Origin of the sequence: Rhodococcus sp. NPDC049939, from assembly GCF_040656415.1 — a bacterium.
Lineage (GTDB): Bacteria > Actinomycetota > Actinomycetes > Mycobacteriales > Mycobacteriaceae > Rhodococcus_F.
The window spans coordinates 14,997-41,177 of the sequence record NZ_JBFAMC010000004.1 but is presented as its reverse complement, the minus strand read 5'-3'; the positions used below and the strand labels follow the sequence as shown (position 1 = coordinate 41,177).

General features: G+C 63.1%; 29 protein-coding genes and 1 riboswitch. Of the genes, 13 read left to right on the top strand and 16 right to left on the bottom strand.

The features are described 5' to 3' along the window. Window positions 1-17: 17 nt before the first annotated feature. From AB0I57_RS15090 to mnhG, 6 genes are read left to right on the top strand one after another with little or no spacing between them, the layout of a single operon-like run. Window positions 18-2,852 carry a Na+/H+ antiporter subunit A gene (locus tag AB0I57_RS15090; protein ID WP_358336574.1) on the top strand — a complete coding sequence of 945 codons (2,835 nt, stop codon included), beginning with the start codon at window positions 18-20 and terminating at the stop codon, window positions 2,850-2,852. Continuing rightward, the gene (locus AB0I57_RS15085) at window positions 2,849-3,424 is read left to right on the top strand and encodes a Na(+)/H(+) antiporter subunit C (protein ID WP_358336571.1); all 576 of its coding nucleotides are present in this window, start codon (window positions 2,849-2,851) and stop codon (window positions 3,422-3,424) included. Before AB0I57_RS15090 ends, AB0I57_RS15085 begins: the two co-directional genes overlap by 4 nt. Continuing rightward, window positions 3,421-5,058, top strand: coding sequence for a Na+/H+ antiporter subunit D (locus tag AB0I57_RS15080; protein ID WP_358336568.1), 1,638 nt, complete (start codon window positions 3,421-3,423; stop codon window positions 5,056-5,058). Before AB0I57_RS15085 ends, AB0I57_RS15080 begins: the two co-directional genes overlap by 4 nt. Next, window positions 5,055-5,627 carry a Na+/H+ antiporter subunit E gene (locus AB0I57_RS15075; RefSeq protein ID WP_358336565.1) on the top strand — a complete coding sequence of 191 codons (573 nt, stop codon included), beginning with the start codon at window positions 5,055-5,057 and terminating at the stop codon, window positions 5,625-5,627. Before AB0I57_RS15080 ends, AB0I57_RS15075 begins: the two co-directional genes overlap by 4 nt. Continuing rightward, window positions 5,624-5,881 (top strand): monovalent cation/H+ antiporter complex subunit F, encoded by a 258-nt coding sequence (locus AB0I57_RS15070; RefSeq protein ID WP_358336562.1) that lies wholly within the window; start codon window positions 5,624-5,626, stop codon window positions 5,879-5,881. The genes AB0I57_RS15075 and AB0I57_RS15070 overlap by 4 nt, the downstream gene beginning before the upstream one ends. Then, window positions 5,878-6,216, top strand: coding sequence for a monovalent cation/H(+) antiporter subunit G (gene mnhG / locus AB0I57_RS15065; RefSeq protein ID WP_358336559.1), 339 nt, complete (start codon window positions 5,878-5,880; stop codon window positions 6,214-6,216). The genes AB0I57_RS15070 and mnhG overlap by 4 nt, the downstream gene beginning before the upstream one ends. A 26-nt stretch (window positions 6,217-6,242) precedes the next feature. Here the strand turns inward: mnhG and AB0I57_RS15060 are convergent, their stop codons facing one another. The 4 genes from AB0I57_RS15060 to AB0I57_RS15045 form a co-directional block, all read right to left on the bottom strand. Next, window positions 6,243-7,367, bottom strand: coding sequence for a glutamate--cysteine ligase (locus AB0I57_RS15060; RefSeq protein WP_358336556.1), 1,125 nt, complete (start codon window positions 7,365-7,367; stop codon window positions 6,243-6,245). 79 nt (window positions 7,368-7,446) lie between these two features. Beyond that, window positions 7,447-8,148 (bottom strand): superoxide dismutase family protein, encoded by a 702-nt coding sequence (locus AB0I57_RS15055; protein ID WP_358336553.1) that lies wholly within the window; start codon window positions 8,146-8,148, stop codon window positions 7,447-7,449. 74 nt (window positions 8,149-8,222) lie between these two features. Beyond that, window positions 8,223-8,753, bottom strand: coding sequence for a LytR C-terminal domain-containing protein (locus AB0I57_RS15050; protein WP_358336550.1), 531 nt, complete (start codon window positions 8,751-8,753; stop codon window positions 8,223-8,225). 24 nt (window positions 8,754-8,777) lie between these two features. Next, window positions 8,778-9,116, bottom strand: a complete 339-nt coding sequence (locus AB0I57_RS15045) for a DUF3263 domain-containing protein (RefSeq protein WP_358336548.1) — start codon at window positions 9,114-9,116, stop codon at window positions 8,778-8,780. Window positions 9,117-9,290: 174 nt separating this feature from the next. Here AB0I57_RS15045 and AB0I57_RS15040 point away from each other — a divergent pair, with 174 nt between their 5' ends. From AB0I57_RS15040 to AB0I57_RS15030, 3 genes are read left to right on the top strand one after another with little or no spacing between them, the layout of a single operon-like run. Continuing rightward, window positions 9,291-9,878, top strand: a complete 588-nt coding sequence (locus AB0I57_RS15040; RefSeq protein WP_358336545.1) for a peptide deformylase — start codon at window positions 9,291-9,293, stop codon at window positions 9,876-9,878. Next, window positions 9,868-10,836: a GNAT family N-acetyltransferase gene (locus tag AB0I57_RS15035; RefSeq protein ID WP_358336542.1), complete on the top strand. Its 969-nt coding sequence runs from the start codon at window positions 9,868-9,870 to the stop codon at window positions 10,834-10,836. The genes AB0I57_RS15040 and AB0I57_RS15035 overlap by 11 nt, the downstream gene beginning before the upstream one ends. Window positions 10,837-10,866: 30 nt before the next feature. Then, a complete protein-coding gene (locus tag AB0I57_RS15030; protein ID WP_358336539.1) occupies window positions 10,867-11,670 on the top strand; it encodes an exodeoxyribonuclease III in 804 nt (267 codons plus the stop codon). A 66-nt stretch (window positions 11,671-11,736) separates the two neighbouring features. Here the strand turns inward: AB0I57_RS15030 and AB0I57_RS15025 are convergent, their stop codons facing one another. The 9 genes from AB0I57_RS15025 to thiO form a co-directional block, all read right to left on the bottom strand. After that, window positions 11,737-12,099, bottom strand: coding sequence for a GNAT family N-acetyltransferase (locus tag AB0I57_RS15025; RefSeq protein WP_358336536.1), 363 nt, complete (start codon window positions 12,097-12,099; stop codon window positions 11,737-11,739). A gap of 87 nt (window positions 12,100-12,186) precedes the next feature. Continuing rightward, window positions 12,187-12,558 (bottom strand): N-acetyltransferase, encoded by a 372-nt coding sequence (locus AB0I57_RS15020; protein WP_358336533.1) that lies wholly within the window; start codon window positions 12,556-12,558, stop codon window positions 12,187-12,189. A 168-nt stretch (window positions 12,559-12,726) separates the two neighbouring features. After that, a complete protein-coding gene (gene thiD, locus AB0I57_RS15015; RefSeq protein WP_358336530.1) occupies window positions 12,727-13,572 on the bottom strand; it encodes a bifunctional hydroxymethylpyrimidine kinase/phosphomethylpyrimidine kinase in 846 nt (281 codons plus the stop codon). A gap of 74 nt (window positions 13,573-13,646) precedes the next feature. Next, complete coding sequence (locus AB0I57_RS15010) at window positions 13,647-15,101, bottom strand: M20/M25/M40 family metallo-hydrolase (protein WP_358336527.1); 1,455 nt, start codon at window positions 15,099-15,101, stop codon at window positions 13,647-13,649. A gap of 174 nt (window positions 15,102-15,275) precedes the next feature. Further along, window positions 15,276-16,070, bottom strand: coding sequence for an ABC transporter permease (locus AB0I57_RS15005; RefSeq protein ID WP_358336525.1), 795 nt, complete (start codon window positions 16,068-16,070; stop codon window positions 15,276-15,278). Continuing rightward, window positions 16,070-17,011, bottom strand: a complete 942-nt coding sequence (locus tag AB0I57_RS15000) for an ABC transporter ATP-binding protein (RefSeq protein WP_358336522.1) — start codon at window positions 17,009-17,011, stop codon at window positions 16,070-16,072. Before AB0I57_RS15000 ends, AB0I57_RS15005 begins: the two co-directional genes overlap by 1 nt. A 112-nt stretch (window positions 17,012-17,123) precedes the next feature. Further along, entirely contained in the window at window positions 17,124-17,891 is a 768-nt protein-coding gene (locus AB0I57_RS14995) for a thiazole synthase (protein WP_358336519.1), read from the bottom strand. Next, complete coding sequence (gene thiS / locus AB0I57_RS14990) at window positions 17,884-18,108, bottom strand: sulfur carrier protein ThiS (RefSeq protein ID WP_358336515.1); 225 nt, start codon at window positions 18,106-18,108, stop codon at window positions 17,884-17,886. The genes AB0I57_RS14995 and thiS overlap by 8 nt, the downstream gene beginning before the upstream one ends. A gap of 2 nt (window positions 18,109-18,110) precedes the next feature. Continuing rightward, window positions 18,111-19,178, bottom strand: a complete 1,068-nt coding sequence (gene thiO / locus AB0I57_RS14985; protein ID WP_358336513.1) for a glycine oxidase ThiO — start codon at window positions 19,176-19,178, stop codon at window positions 18,111-18,113. Then, window positions 19,177-19,289: riboswitch (TPP riboswitch) on the bottom strand. It overlaps the preceding gene by 2 nt. A gap of 33 nt (window positions 19,290-19,322) precedes the next feature. Here thiO and thiE point away from each other — a divergent pair. Further along, complete coding sequence (thiE, locus tag AB0I57_RS14980; RefSeq protein WP_358337497.1) at window positions 19,323-20,012, top strand: thiamine phosphate synthase; 690 nt, start codon at window positions 19,323-19,325, stop codon at window positions 20,010-20,012. A 1-nt stretch (window position 20,013) separates the two neighbouring features. Here thiE and AB0I57_RS14975 read toward each other — a convergent pair whose 3' ends face one another. After that, complete coding sequence (locus AB0I57_RS14975) at window positions 20,014-20,772, bottom strand: NUDIX hydrolase (protein WP_358336510.1); 759 nt, start codon at window positions 20,770-20,772, stop codon at window positions 20,014-20,016. A gap of 162 nt (window positions 20,773-20,934) precedes the next feature. On the opposite strand from AB0I57_RS14975, the gene AB0I57_RS14970 reads away from it, so the two are divergent. From AB0I57_RS14970 to AB0I57_RS14960, 3 genes are read left to right on the top strand one after another with little or no spacing between them, the layout of a single operon-like run. Further along, complete coding sequence (locus AB0I57_RS14970) at window positions 20,935-22,305, top strand: hypothetical protein (protein ID WP_358337495.1); 1,371 nt, start codon at window positions 20,935-20,937, stop codon at window positions 22,303-22,305. Continuing rightward, window positions 22,302-23,282, top strand: a complete 981-nt coding sequence (locus AB0I57_RS14965; RefSeq protein WP_358336507.1) for a glutamate ABC transporter substrate-binding protein — start codon at window positions 22,302-22,304, stop codon at window positions 23,280-23,282. Before AB0I57_RS14970 ends, AB0I57_RS14965 begins: the two co-directional genes overlap by 4 nt. An 8-nt stretch (window positions 23,283-23,290) precedes the next feature. After that, complete coding sequence (locus tag AB0I57_RS14960) at window positions 23,291-25,570, top strand: tetratricopeptide repeat protein (RefSeq protein ID WP_358336504.1); 2,280 nt, start codon at window positions 23,291-23,293, stop codon at window positions 25,568-25,570. 71 nt (window positions 25,571-25,641) lie between these two features. Here the strand turns inward: AB0I57_RS14960 and AB0I57_RS14955 are convergent, their stop codons facing one another. Both AB0I57_RS14955 and AB0I57_RS14950 read right to left on the bottom strand, forming a co-directional pair. After that, window positions 25,642-25,941 carry a hypothetical protein gene (locus AB0I57_RS14955; RefSeq protein WP_358336501.1) on the bottom strand — a complete coding sequence of 100 codons (300 nt, stop codon included), beginning with the start codon at window positions 25,939-25,941 and terminating at the stop codon, window positions 25,642-25,644. Window positions 25,942-25,966: 25 nt separating this feature from the next. Beyond that, a complete protein-coding gene (locus AB0I57_RS14950; protein ID WP_358336498.1) occupies window positions 25,967-26,179 on the bottom strand; it encodes a hypothetical protein in 213 nt (70 codons plus the stop codon). Window positions 26,180-26,181 lie beyond the last annotated feature (2 nt).

Below are 26,181 nucleotides of genomic sequence, written 5' to 3'. Positions count from 1 at the left end.
CCCCCGACGGAGTGCCTTTGCTTGCTGTTCTGATAGCCCATGCCGTAGCCGCGGTGCTGTCTCCGCTCATGGTGCGCAGGTTCGGCCGAAACGCATTCTTCCTTCTGTCCCTCGTTCCACTTGCATCACTCGGATGGGTGATCTCGAACTGGGGTACGGAACAGAACCTGGCTATCGAGTGGATTCCGGGTTTGTCGATGAACTTCGACTTCTGGTTCGATCCACTGGCCGCGATCTTGTCCGTGCTCGTACTGGGCGTCGGCACCCTCATCCTGGCCTACTGCGCCCGATACTTCACCGACGACGAGCCGCGACTGGGAATCTTCGCCGCCGAGATGGTGGCGTTCGCAGGAGCCATGTTCGGGCTCGTGGCCAGCAACAACATGCTGCTGCTCTACACCTTCTGGGAACTTACGACGGTTCTGTCGTTCCTGCTGGTCGGTCACTACGCCGAACGCGCGTCGAGTCGCCGAGCCGCGACTCAGGCGCTCCTCGTCACTACCGCCGGCGGATTGGCGATGCTGGTCGGCGTCATCATCCTCGGCCAGGTCGCAGGCACCTACAATCTGTCCGAGTTGATCGAGATCGCACCGCGCGGATGGCTGCCCGGAGTCGCGATCGTCCTGATTCTCGTCGGAGCGCTGGCGAAATCCGCCATAGTCCCGCTGCACTTCTGGCTCCCTGGGGCGATGGCCGCCCCGACGCCTGTCAGCGGCTATCTGCACGCCGCGGCCATGGTGAAAGCCGGTATCTACCTGGTGGCAAGGCTGGCCCCCGGCTTCGCGGACGCGGCCCCCTGGCGCGGCACAATCATCACCCTCGGCGTGATGACGATGGTCATCGGCGGGTGGAGAGCGATGAGATCGTTCGATCTGAAACTCCTCCTCGCGTTCGGCACCGTCAGTCAACTCGGTTTCATGATGGTTCTCGTCGGCCTGGGGACACGGAACGCTGCGCTGGCCGGTATGACGATGATCGTCGCCCACGCAATGTTCAAGGCGGCCCTGTTCATGGTGGTCGGCATCATCGATCACTCCGCAGGCACCCGCGACATCCGCAAACTTGCGCACCTCGGCCGGCGCGCACCGGCACTGACGGTCTTCGCCGCGCTGGCCGCGGCGAGCATGGCTGGCCTCCCCCCACTCCTCGGATTCGTGGGCAAGGAGGCCGCCTACGACTCACTGCTGAACACATCCGTCCTGGCGGACCCGGCGCGGCTCGTCACGGTCGGTATGGTGACGCTCGGTTCAATCCTCACGGTCGCCTACAGCGCAAGATTCATGTGGGGGGCATTCGGCAGCAAGGGACATATCTCTCCGAGTGCGGCAGTAGAGAGACTGCATGCCCCTGGAACCGGTTTTCTCGCCGCTCCGGCGGTTCTATCCGTTCTGGGGCTGGTCGCCGGACTGATGTCACCTCAGCTCGAGCAGCTACTGACGCCCTACTCCAGCACTCTGCCGGCCGTCGGCGCCTCCGACTACCACCTTTCGTTGTGGCACGGCTTCAACATCGTTCTGCTGCTCACACTGGTGGTCATCATTGCCGGAACCGCCGTGTTCGCCGCGCAGCGCCAGCCCAGGAGACGACGGTTCGAGCACCACCCGCTGGGTAATGCGGATCGGATCTACGACGCAACGTTGCGCAGCATGGACGCGATGTCGATGCGACTGACCGGTGCCACGCAGCGCGGCTCGCTCCCCCTCACACAGACGACCATTCTCGGAACCCTCGTCGTGGTTCCGCTGGTACTGCTGATCATCAGCACCAGGACCAGCGCCGACGTCCGACTGTGGGAGTCACCGATACAGTTCGCGATCGGCCTGATGATGGCATCGGCCGCCATTGCCACGACCGTGATGCGCAACCGTCTGGCCAGCGCGCTCCTGGTCGGCCTCACTGGCTACGGCCTCGGTGTCCTCTTCGCCCTGCACGGGGCACCCGACCTCGCGCTCACCATGTTCCTGGTGGAGACTCTGACGCTCGTCATCTTCGTGCTCGTCTTCCGGAAGATGCCCGCAGAAATCGATGAGAAGAAGTCGATTGGATTGAAGACTCCGAGGGCGCTACTTGCGGTGGCGGTAGGTGCCACCATCACCACCATCGGGGCCTACGCCATGAACGCCCGCAACACCACCCCAATCTACGAGAGGCTCCCCGACGCCGCTTACTATCTCGGCGACGGTAAGAACGTGGTGAACGTCCTGCTCGTCGACATTCGCGCATGGGACACGCTCGGCGAAATCTCGGTGCTACTCGTTGCCGCCACTGGCGTGGCGAGCTTGGTATTCCGCAACCGACGGTTCGGCACAGCACCGCGTGTATCTGACGCGACAGGAGTCGAAGCAGTCTCGACGCCGTCGCAGTCGGAGACTACGTGGCTACTCGGCGGGGAATTGATCGACCCGAAGTACCGATCGCTGGTCGTCGAGGTGACGACGCGACTGATCTTCCCCGCCATCATGGTGATGTCGCTGTACTTCTTCTTTGCCGGCCACAACGCTCCCGGTGGTGGCTTCGCCGGCGGGCTGACGGCGGGACTCGCCTTGGTTCTGCGCTACCTCGCAGGTGGACGGTATGAACTCGGCGAAACGGTGCCGGTCGATGCGGGCAAGATCCTCGGCTTGGGCCTTACACTGGCCGCGGGTACCGCGTTGGTGTCGCTGTTCCTCGGCGCCCCGGCCCTGTCCTCCGCGGTCTTCGAGGTGACGCTGCCACTGCTCGGCGACGTGAAGATGGTCACATCGCTGTTCTTCGACCTGGGCGTGTATCTCATCGTGGTCGGTCTCGTGCTCGACATCCTCCGCAGCCTTGGAGCCCGCCTAGATGCAAAGATCGAGGTGAACCAGCGATGAGCGCCGACATCGGATTTCTGATCATCATCGGTGCGCTGCTGTCGGCAGGCACCTACCTGCTCATAGAGCGCAGCATCACCCGGATGCTGCTGGGACTGCTCCTGTTCGGCAACGGAATCAATCTGCTGATCCTGACGGCGGCCGGTCCAGAGGGCAACCCGCCGATCGTCGGCCGTGAGTCGATTCACGAGTCGATAGCCGATCCGCTCGCTCAAGCGGTGATTCTGACCGCGATAGTCATCACGATGGGTATCGCCGGATTCGTCCTCGCGCTCGCGTACCGCTCGTTCACGATCACGACCGAGGATGCGCTCGAGAACGACCTCGAGGACACCAAGGTCCTGCGGCGCCGTTCGCCCGCCGAGTCCCCTGGTCGCGACCGCTCGGACGACCCAGTCACCGGTGAGCCCAGCTTCAGCGGCGACGCATTCGACAAGGACGGCAACCCCATTCCCCTTTATGAACTGGAGAATCTCGAGGACCTCGAATCCTATGAGGGCCTTCACGAGGGCGACTTCGACGATGACGACTACCGAGACAGCGACAAGACCAAGTCCGGGGAGAGAACATGACCATCTCCTCGAATATCGTCACCGCCCTGGCGCCGCTGCCGGTCCTCGTCCCGATGCTTGCGGCCGCGGCCACGTTGGTTCTCGGTCGGCGTACTCGCGCCCAGCAAATCATCACGCTCCTCGCGCTGATCACGGTGCTCGCCGTGTCCGGGCTTCTCCTCTACCTCGCCGACCGCGACGGGACGACGGCGATTCAGGTAGGCGGATGGAGTTCCCCGATCGGAATCACCCTGGTGGTGGACCGCCTGTCTGCGCTGATGCTGGTGGTCTCGTCGATCGTGCTTCTCGCCGTCATGGTGTACGCCGTCGGTCAGGGTATCCGCGACGGTAGCAACGACCAGCCAGTCTCCATCTTCCTGCCCACGTATCTGGCGATGACAGCAGGCATCTCCAACGCATTTCTCGCCGGCGACCTTTTCAACCTCTTCGTCGGGTTCGAGGTGCTGCTCGCCGCGAGCTTCGTACTCCTGACACTCGGGGCGAGCGCCGACCGCGTCCGCGCGGGCGTGTCGTACGTGATGGTGTCGATGCTGTCCTCGCTGATCTTCCTGGCGGGCATCGCTTTCGCCTACGCAGCCACCGGAACGCTGAATCTCGCCGACATGGCCACCCGACTCGACGGCATCCCCTCGGGCACGCGCGCCGCAATCTTCGGCGTACTGCTCGTCGCGTTCGGTATCAAGGCCGCGGTGTTCCCGTTGTCGGCGTGGCTGCCCGACTCCTATCCCACCGCACCCGCGCCGGTCACGGCCGTGTTCGCCGGACTGCTGACCAAGGTCGGCGTGTACGCGATCATTCGCACCCATTCACTACTCTTCCCTCAAGGCGAACTCGACAACGTCCTGATGATTTGCGGGTTGTTGACGATGCTCGTCGGCATCCTCGGAGCAATCGCGCAGACCGACATCAAGCGGCTACTGTCGTTCACCCTGGTCAGTCACATCGGCTATATGGTGTTCGGCGTTGCGGTGTCCACGCAGGAGGGGCTCTCGGGCGCCATCTACTACGTGGCCCACCACATCCTCGTGCAGACCACCCTGTTCCTCGTGGTCGGTCTGATAGAACGGCAGGCCGGGTCCTCGTCGCTGCGACGCCTCGGAGGGCTAGCCGCAGCCAGCCCGGTCCTCGCCATAATATTTCTGGTGCCTGCACTCAATCTCGGTGGCATACCCCCCTTCTCGGGATTCATCGGCAAGGTCGCACTGCTACAGGCCGGTGCAGCGTCAGGCAGTGCGCTGGCCTGGCTTCTGGTCGCAGGTGGCACCATCACCAGCCTGCTGACGCTCTACGTCGTCGCGCGAGTGTGGACCAAGGCCTTCTGGCGGGCCCGGGCAGATGCCCCGGAAGGTGACCTCGCGGACGTCAGCCCGTCCGCACTGCTCGACGAGTCCGAGGCGGACATCGCCTTCGACGAACGCGTCGACGTGGGACGTATGCCTGCAATGATGTTGATACCGACCATCGCGCTGGTCGCGGTGGGGGTGGGGATGACGGTCTTCGCTGGGCAGATAATCCATGTCAGCGATCGTGCGGCGAGTGATCTGCAGGACCGCTCCATCTACATCGAGGCAGTCCTCGGCGATCACGACAACGGCGGCCAAGTGCAAGGCGAAGCACAGGAGGCACCTCGATGAAGCGTGATTGGCTCCTCCACATCGGCTCGCTGTTGTGGCTGATGGCGGTGTGGATCCTGCTGTGGGGCAATGTGAGTGTGGCAAACGTCATCGGCGGACTGGCCGTAGGCGTCCTGATCACCAAGCTGATGCCCCTACCGAAGGTCCCCGTAGAGGGTCGGGTGCACATCCTTCCCTTGCTGAAACTTGCAGTGATGTTCGCGTACTACGCAATCCAGTCGAGCCTCCAGGTGGCGTGGCTCGCGCTCCGGCCCGGGCCCCTGCCTGCCACCGGCGTTCGCCGCTACCAGTTGGGCATCAAGTCGGACCTGGTGCTGACACTGTGCATCGATGTTCTCAACCACATTCCGGGCACAATGGTTCTCGAGATCGACCAGGTCAGGCGGATCGTCTACGTCCATGTCCTGGACATGGGTTCCGAGAAGGCGATCCGACAGTTCTATCGCACGGTCGAACAATTGGAACGGCTGTTCATCGCAGCCTTCGAGCGGGACTCGGACTGGAAGCCGAGCCCGTGGCGCAACAGTGACTTGGAGTACGACTATCCTTCACAGAAGGGCAACCCATGACAGTCGTCACGACCATTTGCGGGATCATCCTTCTCGTCGCCGCAGTGCTGGTGACGTATCGACTGCTCGATGGCCCCAACTCGTTGGATCGGCTCGTCGCGCTCGACACTTTGATCGCACTCTCCATGTGTGGACTCGCAGTGTGGGCTGCCTACACAGGAGATTCCACGTTCGTGCCCGCCATCGTCGCGCTGTCACTGATGGGATTCATCGGCTCGATTTCGGTGCCGCGCTTCCGGGTGCGTGACAAATGAACACCACGATGCACGTAATCGCTGCCACGCTGATGCTGTGCGGTTCCCTGTTCTCGCTGACAGCCGCAATCGCGATCGTTCGTTTCCCGGACACTTTGCGGCGCATGCACGCGGCTACCAAGCCTCAGGTGGTCGGTCTCATCATGGTCCTCGTCGGAACCGTCATCCAACTCCGTGGCAACGTCGATATCTGGATGCTGATCCTGGCCTGCATCTTCATCCTTGTCACCGCTCCGGTCATCGCACACAGGGTCGGCCGGGTGGCGTACCAGGAGCAACAGGGCAGGAAGGGAGTGGCGAGCCCGTCGAGTCCAGGCAAACCCTCGACGAACTGAACACACTCCATGCTCTGGAAGGCTTTTCACTCCGCAAGCTCATTCACGAGAGCGTCGACCACTGCCGACAAGTCACCTCCCGTCTCTGCAGCGACACGCCGTTGCCGCTGATAGGAGGCGCCCCGTCGCGGAATCTCTGCGACAGTGGCCAGCTCGTCTTCGCAGCCGAGACGGGCGGCTGTCGGTGCCAGCTTCTCGAGCAGGTCGTTCAGGTCGTCGGTAACGAGGCGCTCGTTGCTGTCCTCGTCGAGGATGATTTCGGCCTCGAGCCCGTATCGTGCTGCTCGCCACTTGTTTTCCTTGACGTGCCACGGCTGTAGATTGGGCAACCTCTCGCCGGCCTCGAAGCGGCGGTCGAGATCGACGATCAGACAGTGCACGAGGGCGACGAGGGAACTGAGTTCAGCGCGCGTCGAGATTCCGTCGAAGACACGGACCTCGATAGTGCCCCAGCGTGGCGCGGGCCTGATGTCCCAATGCATCCCACCGATCTTGGTGATCACACCGGTTTTCATCTGGTCGTGGATGAAGTCTTCGTACTGAGCCCAATTCGCGAACTGGTAGGGAAGGCCTGCCGTCGGTAGTTGTTGGAACATCAGCGCACGGTTGCTGGCATATCCGGTGTCGACTCCCCCCCACATCGGGGAGGATGCGGACAACGCCAGCAGATGTGGATACCGCTGCAAGAGGGCGTTGAGGATCGGGAACACCTTCAGCGGCGACGAAACACCGACGTGCACGTGCACGCCCCAGATCAGCATCTGACGGCCCCACCATTGGGTACGTTCGATCAGCTCATCGTAGTCCGGTGTGCGCGTGACCAATTGGCTCGACCACCTCGCGAACGGATGCGTTCCCGCACAGATGAGATCGACCCCGTGTGGGTCGGCCGCGCGGCGCAACAGATCCAGTGACTCGCCAAGATCGTCCATCGCTTCAGCGACGGTCGAGTGAACACCGGTAACGAGTTCGACCGTGTTTCGCAACAGTTCCTTGTTGATACGTGGACCCTCCGGCCCCGCAAGATCCGCCATTGCAGCGAATACTTCCGCAGCAGTGTTGGAGAGATCTCGCGTGACCCGGTCGACCAACGCGATCTCCCACTCGACACCCAGTGTCGGCCGGGGTGATCCAGGGAAGGGAACTACCACGATATCGATCCAACCACAGGCCAGGCGGCAGCGTGGCCGCACACCGACATCCCGGCGTCTACCCGGATGTCACACCACTTCAGCCCACGTCGATGACACCGCAGGCCACCCGGGCTCCTGCGTCTCCGGTAGCCAGAGTTTCCGGATCCGGAGCGGGAGCGTACCGGGCGGGAATGTTGCCGAAGTTGTCAGGACCCGAGTGGATCATGATCGCGGTACCGAGATCGCCGTTCTGCAGGTCTTCGACCGTGAAAGCGTCTGTAGTGGTGACCAATTCAGCCGTACCATCGGACATCACGTGAAGCGACGTGAGGTCACCGCTCGCAGGGTGACCGGTGTAGCCCTCGACCTGGAAGTGCCCGCCGGCTGAAAGGAAGTCACCGGCTGGGCCACCAGTCGGTGCAACCGAGTTCGGCTCACACTTTCCTACCGAGTGGACATGGAAGCCGTGAAATCCGGGTGTCTGATCCTCGACCGTTGCTGTGACCACGACGTGACTGCCGTCCTGCCGGAACGTGGCCATACCCACATCGGTACCGTCGGCGTCCCTCAGCGTCGCAGTGGCTACGTCGTGGCCATCGGATCCATACGAACCGCCGGGCGCATCGCCAGGAACGCCCGCAGCGTTCGGATCGGCTGCACCGGTCCAGACCGGAGGGGTGGTGCCTGGAACGTCAGACGGCTCCTCGCTGTTGCTGCACGCGGCCAGCCCAAGTGCAGCGACGGCCACCATCGGGGTGACAATGCGCCAGGACATCCGCCGGGAAGAACTCGAGGTCATCAAACCGCTCCTTTGAGGTGGCAAAGAACTGCGCCTGATCATAACTACAGCAGCTGTACGCGCAGTCGTCCGGTCTACTGCGGGGCGGTGACGATGACGATGACACCTGCAGGAAAGTCCTCGATTCCTGGGAAACGTGGCGCGGCCGAAACTCCGAGTTCTGCGGCGATCGCTGTGGCCGCCTCCTGTTCGTTGGCGGAAGTTCCGTAGTACGCCGTCGTTTCGGAGATCGTGGTGTCGCTGTAGTTGCCCGTTTCCGACACGGTCCAGCCCAAGTTCGTCAGTTCGGCAGCAGTCTCTCCCGCGAGACCGGTGACGTCACTGTTGTTGAACACCTGCACTGGGACCGACATCACATCGGCAGACACGGACGTGGTCGCGGCTGCGGAAGTGGTTTCGGGAGCCGGTGCCGTGCCTGCGGCTCCCGCGGGTGCGGTGGTACTGGTACTGGCTGTGGTCGTTGCCGAGGGCGCCGAGACCTGCTGCGAATCCGAGCCGGAGAGAGAGGCGAACCCGAGACCTGCGAACAGAATCGCGAGGGCGATAAGCACCATCGCGAGGGCACGCAAGGGCGGGCCTGAAGATTCGAGCTTCGGATTACTCACGATGTCGACCTTAGCGGCCACGTGTTACGTGACATCGAATCCTAGGCGACGCGCCGCACGCGCCTTCTGCCTGCTCGCGCGTAGTCTGCGCAGCCGCTTTACGAGCATGGGATCCGCGACGAGCGACTCGTGCCGGTCTACCAGGGCGTTGAGGACTTGGTAGTACCTGGTAGCGGACATACCGAACAGTTCTTTGATTGCGTCTTCCTTGGCGCCGGCGTACTTCCACCATTGACGCTCGAAGGACAGGATGTCGCGCTCTCGACGGGTGAGACCGTCTTCGCCGATCTCTTCAGACCCCGCAAAGCTGTTCTCGTTGGTGCGCTCAGACTGTTTCTGATTATGTGCCGTTGCGCCGTCCATTTCACTCCTCGACTAGCTCTCGCTCGACCTCAGCGAACCACGCTCCCCCGACTCCTCGATCGCGTGGCCAACCGAGGAACGAATTACAACCCTGTAGTTCAGTGACTATTCAACCACGTCGAAGGCCGCAGGCAGTGCCATCGGCTCGGGCGCGCCGCGCTATCCTTGGCAAACATGGCCATTCTCCCCATCCGGATCGTAGGCGACCCGGTACTGCACGAACCCACTCGAGAGATATCCCAGTCACCTGCGGAACTCGCTGAAATCATCGCCGACATGTACGAAACGATGGACGCCGCCAACGGTGTCGGTCTCGCCGCGAACCAGGTCGGACTTCCACTGCGTCTGTTCGTGTACGACTGCCCGGACGAACGGGGGAACGACCGGGGCAACCGCCGGGGGTGCGTCGTCAATCCCGTCCTCGAAACCTCGGAGCGCCCCGAGACGATGCCGGACCCAGAAGACGACCTGGAGGGCTGCCTCTCCGTGCCGGGCGAGCAGTTCCCCACCGGACGAGCCGACTGGGCGAAAGTCACAGGCACGGACGCCGACGGAGCTCCCATCGAGATCGAGGGCCACGGTCTCTTTGCCCGCATGCTTCAGCACGAGGTGGGCCACTTGGACGGGCTCCTTTACCTCGACATGTTGATCGGCCGCAACGCGCGTTCGGCGAAGAAGACCATCAAGCGTGCCGGCTGGGGCGTTCCCGGTAACAGTTGGACTCCAGGAACGGTCGAAGATCCGTTCGGGCATGCCCTCTGAACTTCCGATCGGTAGCCGGGTGGTGATGCGATACGCGTTGCCACCTGGCCACAGCCATCCGATGACCGATGTCATCGGCATCTTGGAAGGTTTGGAGCCGTTCGTGGTCGTTCGCTCAGCCAGTGGTGCCGTTGTCGAGGTAGAACCCGAACGGGTACATGCGCTCAAGGCGATCCCAGCGCGGACGGCGCGGAAGAGCGAGATCCGTTCCCTGGAACTCGCTTCTGCCGACGGTTGGCCTGGTGTCGAGCACGAGTGGATCGACGGGTGGCTTGCTCGCTACGGCCACGGCTTCACCGGTCGCGCCAATTCGGCAACTCCACTCGGCCACCCGGGAACGATCGGGAGTCTCGACGACCCTTCGAGTGGAAGCACACTCGCACGCCTTCGCGCCTGGTATGGGGAACGCGGTCTTCCACTCCGGTCGCTGATCCCGGATCGGCTTGCTGACGTTCCACCCGGATGGAATGTCAGCGACGATGTGATCGTCATGGCGGCCGACATCGAGACTCTGGCGATACCGGAGGGTCTGCTGTCCACCACCGTGGCCGATCATCCTGACCCCTACTGGCTGAACTTGTACCGATACCGTGGATCGGCCCTGCCCGGGCGCGCGGTGGATGTGCTGGAGTCGGTCCGCGGCGGCAGTCTCGGCTTCGGCCGGATCGACGCAGCCGATTCGACGCTCCTCGCGGTTGCGCGCGGTTCCGTGACCTTCGCACCAGACGGCCGGACGTGGGTTGGTCTCACCGCAGTCGAAGTGGCCAAGGCCCACCGTCGACGCGGGATCGGCACCTCGATCTGCAGCGACATGATCAGCTGGGGACGCGAACACGGCGCGACCCACGCATGCCTGCAAGTCGCAACGGGGAACGAGGGCGCACTTGCGATGTACCGCGGGATTGGATTCCGCGCGCACCACCGCTACCGCTACGCGACCGCACCCGTGGACAAATGAGCGTCGGGGCTGAGCGCTAGTCTGGCTGGTGTGCGCATCGCAACCTGGAACGTGAACTCTGTTCGTGCCCGTACCGACCGGATCATGGACTGGCTGGCGCGGACCGACACCGACGTGTTGGCGATACAGGAAACCAAATGTAAGGACGAGCAATTCCCGTACGAGCGCTTCCGCGAAGCGGGATACGACGTCACTCACGTCGGTCTCAGTCAGTGGAACGGGGTTGCGATCGCGTCTCGTGTCGGGCTCGACGACGTGCAGATCGGCTTCGAGGATCAACCCGGTTTCGACAAAGATCCGGAGGTAGCATCCGCCCCAGAGGCGAGAGCGATCGGCGCAACCTGCAACGGTGTCCGGGTGTGGAGCCTCTATGTGCCGAACGGCCGCGGCTTGACCGACCCGCACTACACCTACAAGCTCGACTGGTTGGCGGAACTACACTCCAACGCGGCCGGATGGCTGAAGGAGAACCCGGAAGCGCAGATCACACTGATGGGCGACTGGAACATTGCCCCCACCGACGAGGACGTCTGGGATCCAGCGTTTTTCGAGACCAGGACCCACACGTCCGCTCCTGAACGTCAGGCGTTCCAGGCGTTCATCGAATCGGGGTTCTCAGATGTGGTCCGGCCCCATACTCCCGGTCCCGGTGTCTATACCTACTGGGACTACACGCAATTGCGATTCCCCAAGAGACAGGGCATGCGGATCGACTTCGTGCTGGGATCACCTGCAGTTTCCGCCCGTGTGGACAAGGCCGAGATCGATCGGAATGAACGCAAAGGCAAGGGCGCCAGCGATCATGCGCCGGTCATCGTGGACCTCAGCGACTGAGCTGCACACATATTTCGCCAGAGACAGCCTCGTTGCAACGGCTGGGGCACACTTCGCGCTTCACGACTAGTCGGCTACCAGCACGTCCAAGCGTTCCTGGTTCACTGACAGATAGTGCTGTACATACGTGCAGATGGGACGTACTTTCCATCCACGTTCAGAAGCCGAGTCCAATGCCGCGCGCACAAGAATCGCAGCAAGTCCGCGACCACCGAATTCTTCCTTGACGACTGTGTGCATGAAAGCGATCACATCGTCCGACCGGGCGGTGGATCCAGGGAGTTCACCCTCGTCTCGGTAACCGAGGATCCCGACTAGCTCGTCCCCGAGCCACAGATCGAATCGTTCATGGGAAGGGTTGTCGAGCACGCGAGCATCTCCGATAGCCACACTCCCCGGGGGCTCCGATTTGTCCGAACTGTGATTCATGCCACTATAAAAGCAGCAACGCTGCATTCTGGCTAGTGCAAATTCGGTTTGGTTTCCCGAATGCACTTCGGACGAGCCGGAATCCGGTCAGCGCTCGGCCGGAGCGATGAGATCGCGATACTCGGGATGCGCAGAGACGAATCGCTGTACGTGCTTGCACACTGGCCGAACCTGCCATCCGTACCGCCTGGCGAGATCCAGCGAGCCCCCCACCATGACACCCGCGAGTCCGCGGTGACCGAAGTCCTCCACGATCAACGTGTGCATGAAGGAAATGACCGGCCGCCGGTTCCGACCCATGACCGACCCGGCAGGCGCCACGCCCATTCCGCTGCCCGCGGGCGCCTCCGCTTGGTCGAAATATCCGAGAATCCCGACCAGATCACCACTCAGACGCAGTTCGAAGCGATTCTGATCGGAGTTGTCGACCACGTCCACAACCTGCTGGTCCATCAGCATTTTGACCTCCTAGAATATGCGTCCGTAACCAACTTGTGACGCGACTCACTCTTTATACCGATGCCGCCGATCACTGTCCAAGGTTTCTCCGAGATGAGCTGTCACAGAGATATCCGATGCGTCTGTTGAACGATTACATCCAGCGACGGTATGGAAGCCGCCACAGCCTCACCGGTGGCTGAGCCGCCACAGTGGGGAGACGGGACCATGCCCGCCGCCCAGGTCGTAGGATGCCTCCAAGCACTTGGTGACCCATTCCTTGGCGAACGCCACCGCGTCAGGTATCGACAGTCCGTGCGCCAGGGCACTCGCGATCGCTGCGGCGAAAGTGTCGCCTGCGCCGTGATCGTTGCCTGTGGCAAAGCGTGGGCTGTTGAACTCGAGGAAGCTGTCGCCGTCGAACAATAGGTCGGTGCTCGAGGACGAGGTGCGCAGATGACCGCCCTTGACGATCGTCCACTGTGCGCCGAGTGCGTGGAACGCCTCGGCCGCCCGGCGCGCGGTTGCGTCGTCGACGACGTCGATACCGGTGATCAAACGGATCTCGTCGAGGTTCGGCGTCACTACCGTCGCGATCGGAATGAGTGTATTTCGCACGGCGTCGAGCGCCTCCGCGTGCAGCAGCGAATCTCCATGCATCGACGCGCACACTGGGTCGACGACGAGTGGGATCGGTTGATCGCGGCCGATCCCGACCTCGGCGCAGACGGCGGCGACGGCTTCGATGATGGCGGTCGAAGCCAACATGCCCGTCTTCGCCGCCGAGACCCCGATGTCCTCGACGACACAGCGCACCTGCGCAGCCACCGTCTCCGGCGGAATCTCGTGGAATCCACTGACGCCCAACGAGTTCTGTACAGTCACAGCAGCGACCGCTACACACGCATGGACGCCGCACAGCGCCATCGTCCGCGAGTCCGCCTGGATCCCCGCACCACCACCGGAATCGGTACCGGCGATCGTGAGGACACGGGCAGGAGTTTGGCCATCGGGGGGCAAGGGCAGAAGTTTCACTCGAGGAACCTTACCGACCCCGTGGTGCCACATTCGCTGCGATCACCCACATCGAACCCTTGCGAAGTCAGGCATCACAGCCCGGCTCGCGCTTTCACCCGATCCTCTCCGGTAGGAACACCGTTCGGCCCTGCAAGCGACTCTGCGTACACCCCAACTGCGTAGGCAGCGGCAGTAGCATTCTTGGTGAAGGCAGCCTGGTCGACGTTCTCGATGGTGTCATTCGGGCCGTGGTAATTCTCGTCGAACGGCACGCCCACTATGCCACCCCATTTCTGGGCCTGTTCGTCTGTTTTTCTCCGTTCGGCGCCAGCGAACACCCCGCCTGCCGGAATACCGTGATCGAGGAACGGGGCGTAGTCGGATCGTCCGTCGAAATCTGTGCCTTCCGCATGCACGCCACCGCCCTGCAAGAATTCGATGAACGTACGCTCGATGCCCGCGGAGCCCTCGGGGCCGGGACCACCCCCGATCTGGTCGGAGTCGTCTCCGTCGTAGACCAGGTACGCGGCATTCTCGGAACCGAGCATGTCGAAGTTCATATAGAGCGCGATGTCGTGTCGCTCAGCATCAGTGAGACTGTTCACATAGGCCTTCGAGCCGATCAGACCCAGTTCCTCTGCACCCCAGAACGCGAACCGCACTGCATTCTTGATGTCCGGTGAGCCGCCCAACTGGACGGCCGTTTCGAGGATCGCGGCCACGCCGGTTCCGTTGTCGTTGATGCCGGGGCCATCCGGGACGCTGTCCAGGTGGGCGCCGGCCATCACGACATCGTCGGTCGAACCCGTCCTCGTCTGGGCGATTATGTTCCTAGACGTTTCCGACTCGGTGCTGGTGTCGAGTGTCAGCGTCACGCCTCCGTCGGACTGTCCCAGTACAGCCCCGTCTGCCGTGCTCACGCCGCCGGTGGGGATCCTCCCGACCTCCGGGTCACCGAGGGTGGCGTCGCTGAGCGGCCCTTCCTCGTTGTTGACAACTATGACGGCAGAGGCGCCGCGATCGGCGGCGATCTCCTGCTTCTGCGCAAACGGGCACACACCACGGTCCACCAAGACGATCGCCCCGGCGAGGTCGAGGCCGTCATAATCCGTGGCCTCACACCCGGGACTCTCGTCCTGCGGCGCGGAAACGATCGGCCCGGTGATTCCTTCGGGGCCAGTCGAGGGCGAGTAGGCCAGAGCGTCCACGTGGAAATCGAGGTCCCCCGACGTCAAAGTCGCAGCGTTCACGTTGAACTTCTGGAACTCGAATTCCGGCGTCTGCACATCGAAGCCCTTGTCTCGCAGAATCTGGGCCACATAGTCGACGCTGGCGTCATAACCGGAGGTTCCAGCTGCACGGTTGCCGTCGTTGTCGTCGGCGATCATCTGCAGTTGCTCGAGGTGGTCCATCAGGTTTGCCTCGGTGACCGAACCGGCGAGTGCGCTCGCATCGACGGGTGGGGCTCCGGACTCGGTCTCCGTCGTACACCCTGCCAATACCAGCGCACCGGCAACTCCGACTATGAAAACTGCCTTAAGCCGCATGTAGGGAGCCTAGCGGAGAAATTGCCCGCTGGCTGGGGCAAGTGGTTTCGCCCCAGCCGTCAGGCTGCGTTGCGACTGTCGATCACGGCACGATTTGCCCGTGATCGCGTGACCAAGTAAGCGAAGAACCGACAGACTCTCCACCGAAAAACCGAAGCGGCTCACCGTTGGATTTCAAGCATCGCGCTTGTTCACGACCACCAAGCTGGCGCCGAAGACCACCAGGACCACTGCAGCGAAGTAAACGAGACTTCCCCACGGCCCCCAGTGGAAGTCGATACCCTGCGATGACCCCAAGAAGTTGTTGGCGTTGTGGAACGGCAGGAAGGGCGTGACCTTCTGCCCGAAATCGCCGAACAGCAGGAACAAGCTCTCGATCAGCAGCGGCCAAAGCAGCAGCAGGGTGATCGCGCCCGCCGTCTGACGCAGCAGTGCACCGACACCAACAGCGAGGACGACACACAGGAATGCGTACATCGGCACCCCGTAGATCGACCGCCACGCGGCGGCGTTCGACAGCGAGAGAGCAGCACCTGCCTCTTCCCCTGCAGTCGCCTTCGCGATGGCATACGCGCCAAATGTCAGCACAAGAGTCAGCATGGCACCGAACAGTCCGATCAGGCCGGCCTTCGCGATCAGCACGGACGCCCTGTGTGGGATGGCCTGGAATGTGGTGCGGATGACCCCGAACCTGTACTCGCTGGTCACCGTGAGGGTAGCCAAGATCATGAGGACGAGCACACCGAACCCGGAGACACCGCCGACCGCCTCGGACATCTGCGGAAGGTAGGGTTCGAGGCCAGTTCTATCACCCGCCGCAACCTGGTTGTTGAAGGAATTGATGCTGGACCTTGCGGTCAACCCGATGATTGCCGCGAGGCCGAGACCCAGCACGATGATGATTGCCGTACACCACCACGGCGAGCGTGTCGATGTGATCTTGATTCGTTCCGCATTGAGAACAGCCATTACGACACACCTTTCGTGGAATCTTCAACGCTCTCGGCGTGGTACTGCACTTCGTCACCCGTCAGCTTCATGAATGCCTCCTCGAGCGATCCACGCTGAGATGCCAACTCGTGCAGGACGATGCCCTCCGAACCGGCAACAGCTCCGACCACCTCGGTGGACGAATCCACGACGAGAAGAGCCTGCTGTCCGCCTGATCCGTCCTCGCGGACGGTGAGACCCTTGGATGTCAGGGCACTCCGCAACGCATCCAATTGCGGACTCCGCACCCGGACAGTCGACTCCGAGGACTTGCTGACGAACTCCGACACAGTTGTGTCGGCAATCAGACGTCCGCGTCCGATCACCACCAGATGTTCTGCCGTCAAAGCCATCTCGGACAGCAGGTGACTGGATACCAGAACTGTTCGCCCCTCGGCCGCGAGGCGCTGCATGAAGTTGCGGATCCAGTGAATGCCCTCGGGGTCGAGACCGTTGACCGGTTCGTCGAACAGCAGCACCTTGGGATCGCCGAGTAAGGTGGCCGCCAAGCCGAGGCGCTGGGACATACCGAGCGAGAATCCGCCGGCCTTCTTCCCTGCCACATCGCTGAGCCCGACAAGGTGCAGCACCTCGTCGACCCGGCTCTTGGGGAGCGAGTTGGACGCGGCCATCCACCGCAGGTGAGCGCGGGCACTGCGATTGGGGTGCACCCATTTCGCATCGAGCAGCGCCCCTACCGTCCGAAGCGGCTGCACCAGTTCACTGTACGGCTTGCCATCGATCAACGCGGTACCCGCGGTCGGCCGGTCCAGACCGAGGATCATGCGCATCGTCGTAGATTTTCCCGCCCCGTTCGGGCCGAGGAAGCCGGTGACCATACCCGGCTTCACTGTGAACGTGAGATTGTCCACCGCCTTCGTCGCACCGAAGGTCTTCGTCAGTCCCTTCACTTCAATCATGATGAGAGCATGCCGTAAACACGGCCCTATTCGAATCGGCCACAGGTCTACTACTTCCTCATTCCCCGGTACCGCTTCTACCCTGAGTCGAACCCCGATCTCACCCCGAAATCTATGACGAGGCCTGCGCCCAGAACCGTTTGGGGATGCGACCGGCATGACGTGCCTGGTAGCCCGCCACAACCGCCCCACGCATTGCCGACGCCATCAGTACCGGGTCCTTCGCTCTGGTCACCGAAGTAGCCAGCAGAACGGCGTCGCACCCCAGTTCCATGGCCCGGGTGGCGTCGCTGGCCGTTCCGATGCCGGCATCGAGAATGACTGGCACACCCGCCCCCTCGACTATCATCTCGATGTTGTGCGGGTTCGCGATGCCCAACCCGGTACCGATCGGCGAGCCCAGCGGCATCACCGCTGCACACCCAACTTCCTCCAGCCTGCGGGCCAATACCGGGTCGTCGGTGGTATACGGCAGGACGACAAAGCCGTCGTCGACCAATTGTTCTGCAGCGCTGACCAACTCGATGGAATCAGGCATCAGCGTACGTTCGTCCGCGATGACCTCGAGCTTCACCCAGTTGGTCTCGAGCGCCTCGCGGGCGAGCTGTGCCGTGAGCACCGCCTCAGCTGCACCTCGGCAGCCCGCTGTGTTGGGAAGCGGTGCGATGCCGAGGCGGTTCAGAAGGTCCAGCACACCAGTGCCGCCCGATGCATCGACGCGGCGAATCGCAACGGTGGTCAACTCCGTGCCGGACGCGACGAGCGCGTCCTCGAGAACTGTGAGGTTCGCTGCGCCGCCAGTGCCCATGATCAACCGTGAATCGAACGTGCGGTCCGCGATCTCGAGCCCGTCGGGCGCAGCGAGTGCCCCGTCAGCCACCCTGTACCGCCGTGAGGATCTCGATCTCCCAGCCCCGCATCACCGACTCGTCCCACCGGGCACGTGGAAACACTTCACCGTTGACCGCAACTGCGATGCCCTTACTGGGCAGGGACATCGTCTCTAGCAGTTCGGCGATGGTCAACGGTGTCGTCAACTCGCGGTCCTCGCCGTTGACACTGATCCCGATGGGCACCATCACTTGTTGCTCCCGCATCTCTACCTCGCTAACTTCTCGAAACGTCGAACGTCGGCCGCTTTCGCCTCCGCGAGCGCGGAACCCTCCAAGAGTGCCAACGTCGCTTCAGCGGTGACCGGTGCCAGGAGGATTCCTCCTCGGCCGTGCCCGGTTGCCACGACGATACGATCGGACACCCGGCCGATCAGCGGCAAATTGTCTGGAGTCATCGGGCGCAGACCTGCAGAAACCTCGTGCAGTTCGTACTCGCCGATGGTCGGCATCAACGCTTCGGCATCCGCGATCAGGTCTCGCACCCCCGCGAGCGTGACCTGGGTGTCGTTACCCGACTCGTACTGAGTGGCACCCACGACGATGCCGTCGGCGCGTGGCACCAGGTATACGGGACGACCGTGCACGCTGCCGCGAACCGTGCGTCCAGGCGCGGGTGCCACCCCAGGTCTCGAGCGCAGCCGCAGTATCTCGCCCTTCACCGGACGAACCGGAAGTCCGGGCCACACCGACGGCGAGGCAACGCCCGCGGTGACGACGATCTGGTCCGTTTCGAGCCCCTCGAGGCTCTGCACGGCCCGCGCAATGCACTCGACCCCCGCATCCACCACGCACTGCCGAAGCGCGTGCAGCAACAGCCGGTTGTCCACGGCCAGTTCACCGATGGCCAACAGCCCCAACCGGACTCCACGGCCCAACATCGGCTCCAGTTCACGAACCTCGGTGCGGCTGAGGATCTGCATATCCCGTCCCTGGCCGCCCACCCATTCGGCAATCGTTCGCAAATCCTCCGCGTCGGCGCCATCCAACGCGACGGTGAGCGAACTTTCCGACGTGAACAGATCGACACCGGCGCCAACTTCGAGCTCCTTGCCGAACTCAGGCCATCGGTCGAGTGATGCACTGCCCAGTTCGAGAGCGCTCTCCTCGCCCGGCCACCCCTCCGACAGCGGGGCAATCATTCCGCCCGCCGCCCATGATGCGCCGGATCCGATCGAAGGGTCGTAGAGGCGGACGGACCAGCCACTCCTGGCAGCACGCCATGCAATCGACAGACCGATCACGCCGCCACCGACGACGGACACCGATCTCGGCATGAATCCCACCTCCACTTCCTGCGCCGGCATGATCCGGGTCAGGTATGACGGTCGGGTTCGGCGTGACCCCCTCTCAGCCCCACGTTCCTCGGGACTCCCGTGATGCACTCTCAGCGTAGAGGCTACCGTCATGCGGTGACCACCATGCCGCACGCCACTCACGCAGACCGCCGCCGCCGCCTCGAAACAGCGCGCTTGTACCTCTGCACAGACGCGCGCCGCGACAAGGGCGACTTGGCGCAGTTCGTCGAGGCTGCGCTGTCCGGCGGCGTCGACATCATCCAACTCCGTGACAAGGGGTCGTCCGGGGAAAAGAAGTTCGGTCCTTTGGATGCTCGGGACGAACTGAATGCACTGTCGGTGGTCGCGGCCGCGGCAAGGCGGCACGGTGCGCTATTCGCGGTCAACGACCGCGCCGACATCGCGCTGACAGCGGGGGCAGACGTGCTCCATCTGGGCCAGACCGATCTGCCCGTCCCCCAGGCGCGGACGGTGGTGGGCTCCGATGTCCTGATCGGTCGATCCACTCACAACCGAGCGCAGGCAAGCCTCGCGGCGATCGAGGAGGGCGTCGACTACTTCTGCACGGGCCCGGTGTGGGCCACCCCAACCAAGCCCGGGCGCAGCGCGGCGGGAATCGAATTGATCCGCTCTACTGCCGATTCCCAGCCGAACCGTCCCTGGTTCGCGATCGGTGGCATCGACGAACCCCGAGTACCGGAGATCCTCGCGGCGGGCGCCACCCGCATCGTCGTAGTCCGGGCCATCACCGAGGCGGCCGATCCGCAGGCGGCGGCACGCTCACTCTCAACTCTGCTGCGGCAGAACGTATAGATTACGGCCGGCTCAGCCAGCTCAGCACAGTTGACGGCGGAAGGACCATGATCGTGGACGGCAATCGATCGACCACGTCGGGATCGGTGCTCACGATCGCGGTCACCGTTCTCACAGCGGTGCCATGGCCGGTCAACTCGGCGAGTCGACCTGTCAACTGCGGCGCTTCGAGGACCTCGACGCGTTGCAGCCACCCACACGTGCTGTCGGGCAGGTGAACCGTGCGGGGCAATTCCGCCGACAGTGAAGTCACGCCTGCGTGTTCCGCCGGCACGGCACGACGATCGAGCAGCAACGACACCTCGACGGTCTGCAACCGCGGCCATCCCGCTTCGAACCCGGGGTGTAGCGGCAGACTGGCGACATCGGCCTCCCGAACCCAGCGCAGCTCCACGCTTTCCCGGTTTGCGACCGTGGGGATCAGCCGCTCTGTATCGGCGATCACCGTGGTGTAACTCCAACCGCTCGCTGCTTTGGCCGTGAGGATCTCGGCGCGGACCCGTATGGCCTCGATATTGATGCCGGCTTCTTCGTGAGCTTCGCGTACAGCGGCGTGGGTGGTGGTTTCGTGACTGTCCCGGGCTCCGCCGGGCAACGCCCACGTTCCGCCCTGGTGGCTCCACAATGCGCGGTGTTGCAACAACACCGCGGGTGTTCGATCAGCCATAGGCGCGCGCAGCAACAACCCAGCCGCGCCATGTTTTCCCCAATGACGACTGCCGTCCGGCCCCGTCATCCAGCCGTCACCATCACCACGCATCGATTACCCCTGTCCGATGGGTCACCTTCGGTTCCCTCACACTAGCCGTTCGCCTCGGAGCCAATCGCAGGCAATCCGCGACCGACTGCACGGTCCGGATAACGCCGGACCGTGGCTTTCCCTTATATGCTCGCCACAAGGAGAGAACGTTCCTGGGAGGTGATGGACGTGGTTCTGCGTAGCGCTCCGTCGATCGAACCCCACGGAAGCCGCCCATCGGCTGCCGTCGCGAAGGACGATGTCGAACACGTGGCGACACCCCGGAAAGAACTGCGCGCCTTTCTCGCCTCGACCCCCGGGAAACTCACCGTACTCGGCACCATCTTGGCCGTTCTCACCCTGACCGCGGGCGTGGTCGCCGCATCGATCGTGAACGCCAGCGAGGACACCCTCCACACCATGCTGGCCGAGACCGAACCCCTCGCGTACTCGACCCGAAGCCTCTACACCTCTCTATCGGCAGCAGACACCGCGGCAACGACGGCGTTCATCTCCGGAGGTCTCGAATCGCCGGAACTCCAGGACAGGTACGCGCAGGCGATGTCAACAGCATCCTCCGATCTCGTATACGCCTCGTCGGGCGGGCCGACAGTGCGTGACGAGAACAGCAGAAGACTTCTGTCGTCGATCTCCACCGACCTCAGTACCTATGCCGGCCTCGTCGCAACCGCACGGACCAACAATCGGTCCGGTCACCCGGTTGGTGCTTCCTATCTCAGCGAAGCCTCCACAGTGATGCAGAACCGCTTGCTGCCGATGGCCAGTCAGTTGCTCGCCGAGCAGGAGACCCGCATCGCGGACATTCAGCGGAACTACTCGCGGCCGCCCTGGCTGGCACTGACCTTCATCGTCGTGGCTCTCGTGGCTCTGGTGTTCGCTCAAGTCGCCATCGCCAGAGTCAGCAGACGCAAGTTCAATCTCGGGCTGATCCTGGCGTCGACGTGCACCGTAATCCTCCTCGTCTGGATGCTGGTGGCTGGGGTGATCTCGTCCCTCGACACCCGGCGTGCACTGACCGAGGGCGCGCGCCCCTTACACGAACTGACCGCCGGGAGCATCTTGGCCCAGCAGGCTCGCACTCAGGAGATGCTCAAACTGGCCCGCCGGGATACAGGCGGCGACTACGACTTGATTTTCGACGACAAATCAAAGCAATTGGGCGATCTGTTGTCCAATTACCCCGACGGTAGCAACCTGCGGGTCGGTCAGGACGAGGTTGCGAATGCTCAGCAAGCCCAGACTCGCTGGCTGTCGGCGCACGAGCGGATGAACACCGTCCTCGGCGTCGGCGATTTCGAATCGGCGGCAGCGGTTGCCATCGGACCGGCGCCGAACGATTCCGCCGCCCAATTCACCGCTCTCGACAACGCTCTCGACGACGGAATCGAAATTGCCCGTGACCATCTGCGTTCGAACGTCGCGTCGGCGACCACGGTGCTGACCGCGCTCGGTCCCGGCGCACTGGTTCTCACGCTGGTCGGGCTCGGTGGAATTATCATTGGGTTGTGGCCCCGATTGAGGGAATACCAGTGAGGCGGCCCCGGATCGCGCTGACACTGATGGCGCTGACGCTGCTGGTCGGCGCTTGCGCAGAGCCGACTGTGGACAATGCCGGGTCACCGAACCCCACGCACGTCCAGCCGCCACTTCCGGCCGGCGCAACCGAGATCCCCGGAAGGGCCGAAGCCCCACCGCCGCCTCCGGAGCCGAACTGCGGCGACCCCACCGCCAGCCTCCGACCCCTTCCCGCTTCCGACCGAGCCCACCCGACGCCCACCGTAGATGCGATTCGCGCACGGGGACGTCTGATCGTCGGCCTCGACACCGGCCGCAACCTGTTGAGTTTTCTCAATCCCACCACCGGCGCGATCGAGGGCTTCGACGTCGATATCGCTCGTGAGATCTCTCGAGACCTTTTCGGCGACCCCGACCGCATCGAACTCCGCATCGTCATGACCGAGAACCGTGAAGAGGCACTCGAGGAGTCGATGGTCGATGTCGTGGTGAACACGATGACGATCACCTGCGAGCGCCGCGAGCAAGTGGAATTCTCCACCGAGTACCTCCAGGCGAACCAGCGCATTCTCACCGAAATAGGTTCACCGATCCGCGGTCTCGCCGACCTGGAAGACAAGCGCGTGTGCGTCGTTCCCGGCACCACGTCGATGACGCGCCTGCAGCAGCTCGCCCCCTCAGCGGACATACTTTCGGTCCCCATGTGGTCGGATTGCCTCGTGGTGCTTCAGCAGCGCCAGGTCGACGCCATCAGCACAGACGACGCAATCCTGGCGGGTCTTACCTCCCAAGACCCATATCTGGAGATCGTCGGAGCAAGCATGGGCGTCGAACCGTACGGGGTGGGTATAAAAAAGGAGAACGAGGACCTCGTACGGTTCGTCAACGGCACACTCGAGCGCATCCGCCGTGACGGAACTTGGGCACAAATCCACTCCCGCTGGCTGCCCATGCTCGGCCCGCCCACTCCACCGCCTGCCGTGTATCGAGACTGAGGGGATTCGTGCCGCAGCATTCGAAGGAACCGAAGCCCCCGGACCCGGGGATCACCCCCCCTGAGGTGGTCCGGGGGGTTGACGACGGTTTGGCCACCCAGGCCTCAGACGCAGAGATGACCCGGCCTTCCCAGCGGGCAGGAAGCGGCCGTTCGATGCGTTCAGTGCGCAGCCGTTCCGGTGTGCGTATGCACCTCGGCGGTGGCCTCGTCGAGATTCCGATGGTGACGACACCCGACCCGGCCTCGGCGGTGATGGCTGATCCGAAGGTTCCCGAGAACAAGCGCTTCTGCTGGAAGTGCAACAACCCGGTCGGCCGCAGCAGCACACTGCTCGCGGGATCGGAATTCGGCGAGTGCCCTTCGTGTGGTACATCTTTCGACTTCAGGCCGCTACTGCGCCAGGGCGACCTGGTGGGTGGCCAATACGAGGTACAGGGCTGCATAGCACACGGCGGTCTCGGGTGGATCTATCTCGCGATCGACCGCAACGTGAGCGACCGGTGGGTGGTCCTCAAGGGCCTGCTGCACTTCGGCGACGCCGAGGCTCAGGCCGTGGCTGTAGCGGAACGCCAGTTCCTTGCCGAAGTGAGTGATCCCAGCATCGTGAAGATTTTCAACTTCGTCGAGCACCCTGGCCTGGGCGGCAGTCCAACCGGCTACATCGTCATGGAGTACGTCGGAGGTCATTCACTACGCAACGTTCTGTCCACGCATCGTCGCCCAGAGCGTATCCCGATCGAGCAAGCGATCGCGTACGTGCTCGAAATCCTTCCCGCACTGGAATACCTACATTCCACCGGCCTCGCGTACAACGATCTCAAGCCCGAGAACGTGATGGTGACTGAGGATTCGATCAAGCTGATCGATCTCGGTGCAGTCTCGGGTCTCGACGCCTACGGACACATCTACGGCACTCCGGGATACCAGGCCCCGGAGATTCTGAGGACCGGTCCGACCATCGCGTCCGACATCTACACGGTCGGGCGTACGCTCGCGGTGTTGACCCTTGACATGCCCTCGGAAAAGGGCCGGTTTCTCGACGGGATCCCATCTCCCGAACAGGCACCGCTCCTCGCCGAGTACGAGTCCTTCCACCGCCTGCTGTTGCGTGCCACCAACCCCGATTGGAATCAGCGTTTCGCGTCGGCCGACGAAATGGCAGGCCAGCTCACCGGTGTGTTGCGAGAAACGCTTGCCCTGCAGACCGGGGAGGAACATCCCGGAATATCCCGCATGTTCAGCAGAGTGAGAACAGGTTACGGCACCACCGAGGCAGTCGAACAGACCGACGTGTATCTGGACGGAGTCGCGCGAGACAGCAATCTGGACCGGAAGTCGGTGGCCCACGCACTGCCGGTGCCGCTGATCGACCCGACGGATCCGAATGCTCAACTTCTCGCCACCACCGTGCACAGCGAACCGCAGTTGACGCTGGATTCCATTCAGAGCGCGCGGGAGGGAGGGGGCGGCGGCGACATGAACGAAGCCTTCTCCCGCGAGCTCACTCTTGCCGAGATCAAGGCGAACCTCGACCTCTACGACGCCGCGGCCGCGATCGAACTTCTCGGCACCTTAAAGGAAGATATCGGCAGCAACTGGCGCGTCGACTGGTACGCCGGGCTCACGTACCTCGCTGACGGCGCGTTGGAGGCCGCATTCGGCCAATTCGAGTCCGTACTGCAGGCGTTCCCTGGTGAAATTGCACCTAAACTCGCCCTCGCCGCCACTGCCGAACTGATCCTGCAAGAGGAAGACACTTCCGCCCAATCGAAGTGGCGGGCGTACGCGGTGAAGTACTACCAGGCCGTTTGTCGCACCGACCACAGCGTTGTCAGTGCCGCGTTCGGGTTGGCACGGCAACTCGCCGAGAGAGGAGATATTGCGGGTGCTCTTGCAGCCCTCGACCAGGTTCCCCTCACGTCCCGGCGGTTCAACATGTCCCTGATGACGAGTGCTCTGATGCTGCTGTCCAGCAGGCCGATCGACGAGATGGACGAGGCCTCGATTCGAGAGGCCGCAGCCCGTATCGAAATGCTTCCGCCCGAGGTCGGCAGGGGACTGCAAATGCGAACCCTCGTACTCGGAACCGCGCTGGACTGGATACGAGCAGGTCACGCCCCGGAGATGGAGCACGAACCGATCCTCGGCGTGGAGTTCACCGAACGGGGGCTACGAAGGGGCGCAGAGGCTGGGCTGAGGGCCTTGGCGCGCAAAGCCACCGTGCGCACTCACCGATACACGCTGGTCGACACGGCCAACGCAGTCCGACCGAAGAGCCTGCTGTGACTACCCCCGCTCCACGACAAACAGAACCCCCTGCGACCCGGCTGGACTACCGAGCGGCAAGGGGTTCGTGTTCAGATCCAAAACAGTTCCGGTGGTGCTTCCATTTCGATGCCCCGACGTTCCAGTTCCGCCAACACCCCCCTATCCCAAACCTCATGTGCACGCTGTGATTTGCGAACACTGATGACATCCTGTTCGAGTTCGTCAACGCGCTTCCTGACCCGTTCCACCTGCCGGAAGGCAGTATCCGACAACACAGCCACACCGTCGATCCGCATCCGCTTGCGGGTCACCAGAGCCTTCACTGCGACACTCCCGACACTGCCGGTGGCCATCAGCAACACGGCCGACAAAATCACTTCCCAGTTCATTTGGGTCCCTCCTAGCCGCAAGGGCTCATGAGGCCGGCGTCACCCGCGCCCGTGTCAGCTCGCCCGCTCCGACACCGAGCAACACGGTAGCTATGGTCAGCATCGCCTCGGACATGTCCGCATCGAGTTTCCCGGCGGCCACACGACCACCCAGCAGAATCCCCAGCAGTGCCACCACGGCAACCCGGACCGGTTCCTTGGCAATGATGTTCTCGAAGAAGTTACGGAGGATCTTCATTT

Excerpts from the sequence above, each read along its gene's own strand:
- AB0I57_RS15085 (WP_358336571.1), top strand. The coding sequence starts at position 2,849 with ATGAGCGCCGACATCGGATTTCTGATCATCATCGGTGCGCTGCTGTCG.
- AB0I57_RS15080 (WP_358336568.1), top strand. The coding sequence starts at position 3,421 with ATGACCATCTCCTCGAATATCGTCACCGCCCTGGCGCCGCTGCCGGTC.
- AB0I57_RS15075 (WP_358336565.1), top strand. The coding sequence starts at position 5,055 with ATGAAGCGTGATTGGCTCCTCCACATCGGCTCGCTGTTGTGGCTGATG.
- AB0I57_RS15070 (WP_358336562.1), top strand. The coding sequence starts at position 5,624 with ATGACAGTCGTCACGACCATTTGCGGGATCATCCTTCTCGTCGCCGCA.
- mnhG (WP_358336559.1), top strand. The coding sequence starts at position 5,878 with ATGAACACCACGATGCACGTAATCGCTGCCACGCTGATGCTGTGCGGT.
- AB0I57_RS15055 (WP_358336553.1), bottom strand. The coding sequence starts at position 8,148 with ATGACCTCGAGTTCTTCCCGGCGGATGTCCTGGCGCATTGTCACCCCG.
- AB0I57_RS15045 (WP_358336548.1), bottom strand. The coding sequence starts at position 9,116 with ATGGACGGCGCAACGGCACATAATCAGAAACAGTCTGAGCGCACCAAC.
- AB0I57_RS15040 (WP_358336545.1), top strand. The coding sequence starts at position 9,291 with ATGGCCATTCTCCCCATCCGGATCGTAGGCGACCCGGTACTGCACGAA.
- AB0I57_RS15035 (WP_358336542.1), top strand. The coding sequence starts at position 9,868 with ATGCCCTCTGAACTTCCGATCGGTAGCCGGGTGGTGATGCGATACGCG.
- AB0I57_RS15025 (WP_358336536.1), bottom strand. The coding sequence starts at position 12,099 with ATGAATCACAGTTCGGACAAATCGGAGCCCCCGGGGAGTGTGGCTATC.
- AB0I57_RS15020 (WP_358336533.1), bottom strand. The coding sequence starts at position 12,558 with ATGCTGATGGACCAGCAGGTTGTGGACGTGGTCGACAACTCCGATCAG.
- AB0I57_RS15010 (WP_358336527.1), bottom strand. The coding sequence starts at position 15,101 with ATGCGGCTTAAGGCAGTTTTCATAGTCGGAGTTGCCGGTGCGCTGGTA.
- AB0I57_RS15005 (WP_358336525.1), bottom strand. The coding sequence starts at position 16,070 with ATGGCTGTTCTCAATGCGGAACGAATCAAGATCACATCGACACGCTCG.
- AB0I57_RS15000 (WP_358336522.1), bottom strand. The coding sequence starts at position 17,011 with ATGATTGAAGTGAAGGGACTGACGAAGACCTTCGGTGCGACGAAGGCG.
- thiS (WP_358336515.1), bottom strand. The coding sequence starts at position 18,108 with ATGCGGGAGCAACAAGTGATGGTGCCCATCGGGATCAGTGTCAACGGC.
- thiO (WP_358336513.1), bottom strand. The coding sequence starts at position 19,178 with ATGCCGAGATCGGTGTCCGTCGTCGGTGGCGGCGTGATCGGTCTGTCG.
- thiE (WP_358337497.1), top strand. The coding sequence starts at position 19,323 with ATGCCGCACGCCACTCACGCAGACCGCCGCCGCCGCCTCGAAACAGCG.
- AB0I57_RS14975 (WP_358336510.1), bottom strand. The coding sequence starts at position 20,772 with ATGCGTGGTGATGGTGACGGCTGGATGACGGGGCCGGACGGCAGTCGT.
- AB0I57_RS14970 (WP_358337495.1), top strand. The coding sequence starts at position 20,935 with ATGGACGTGGTTCTGCGTAGCGCTCCGTCGATCGAACCCCACGGAAGC.
- AB0I57_RS14955 (WP_358336501.1), bottom strand. The coding sequence starts at position 25,941 with ATGAACTGGGAAGTGATTTTGTCGGCCGTGTTGCTGATGGCCACCGGC.
- AB0I57_RS14950 (WP_358336498.1), bottom strand. The coding sequence starts at position 26,179 with ATGAAGATCCTCCGTAACTTCTTCGAGAACATCATTGCCAAGGAACCG.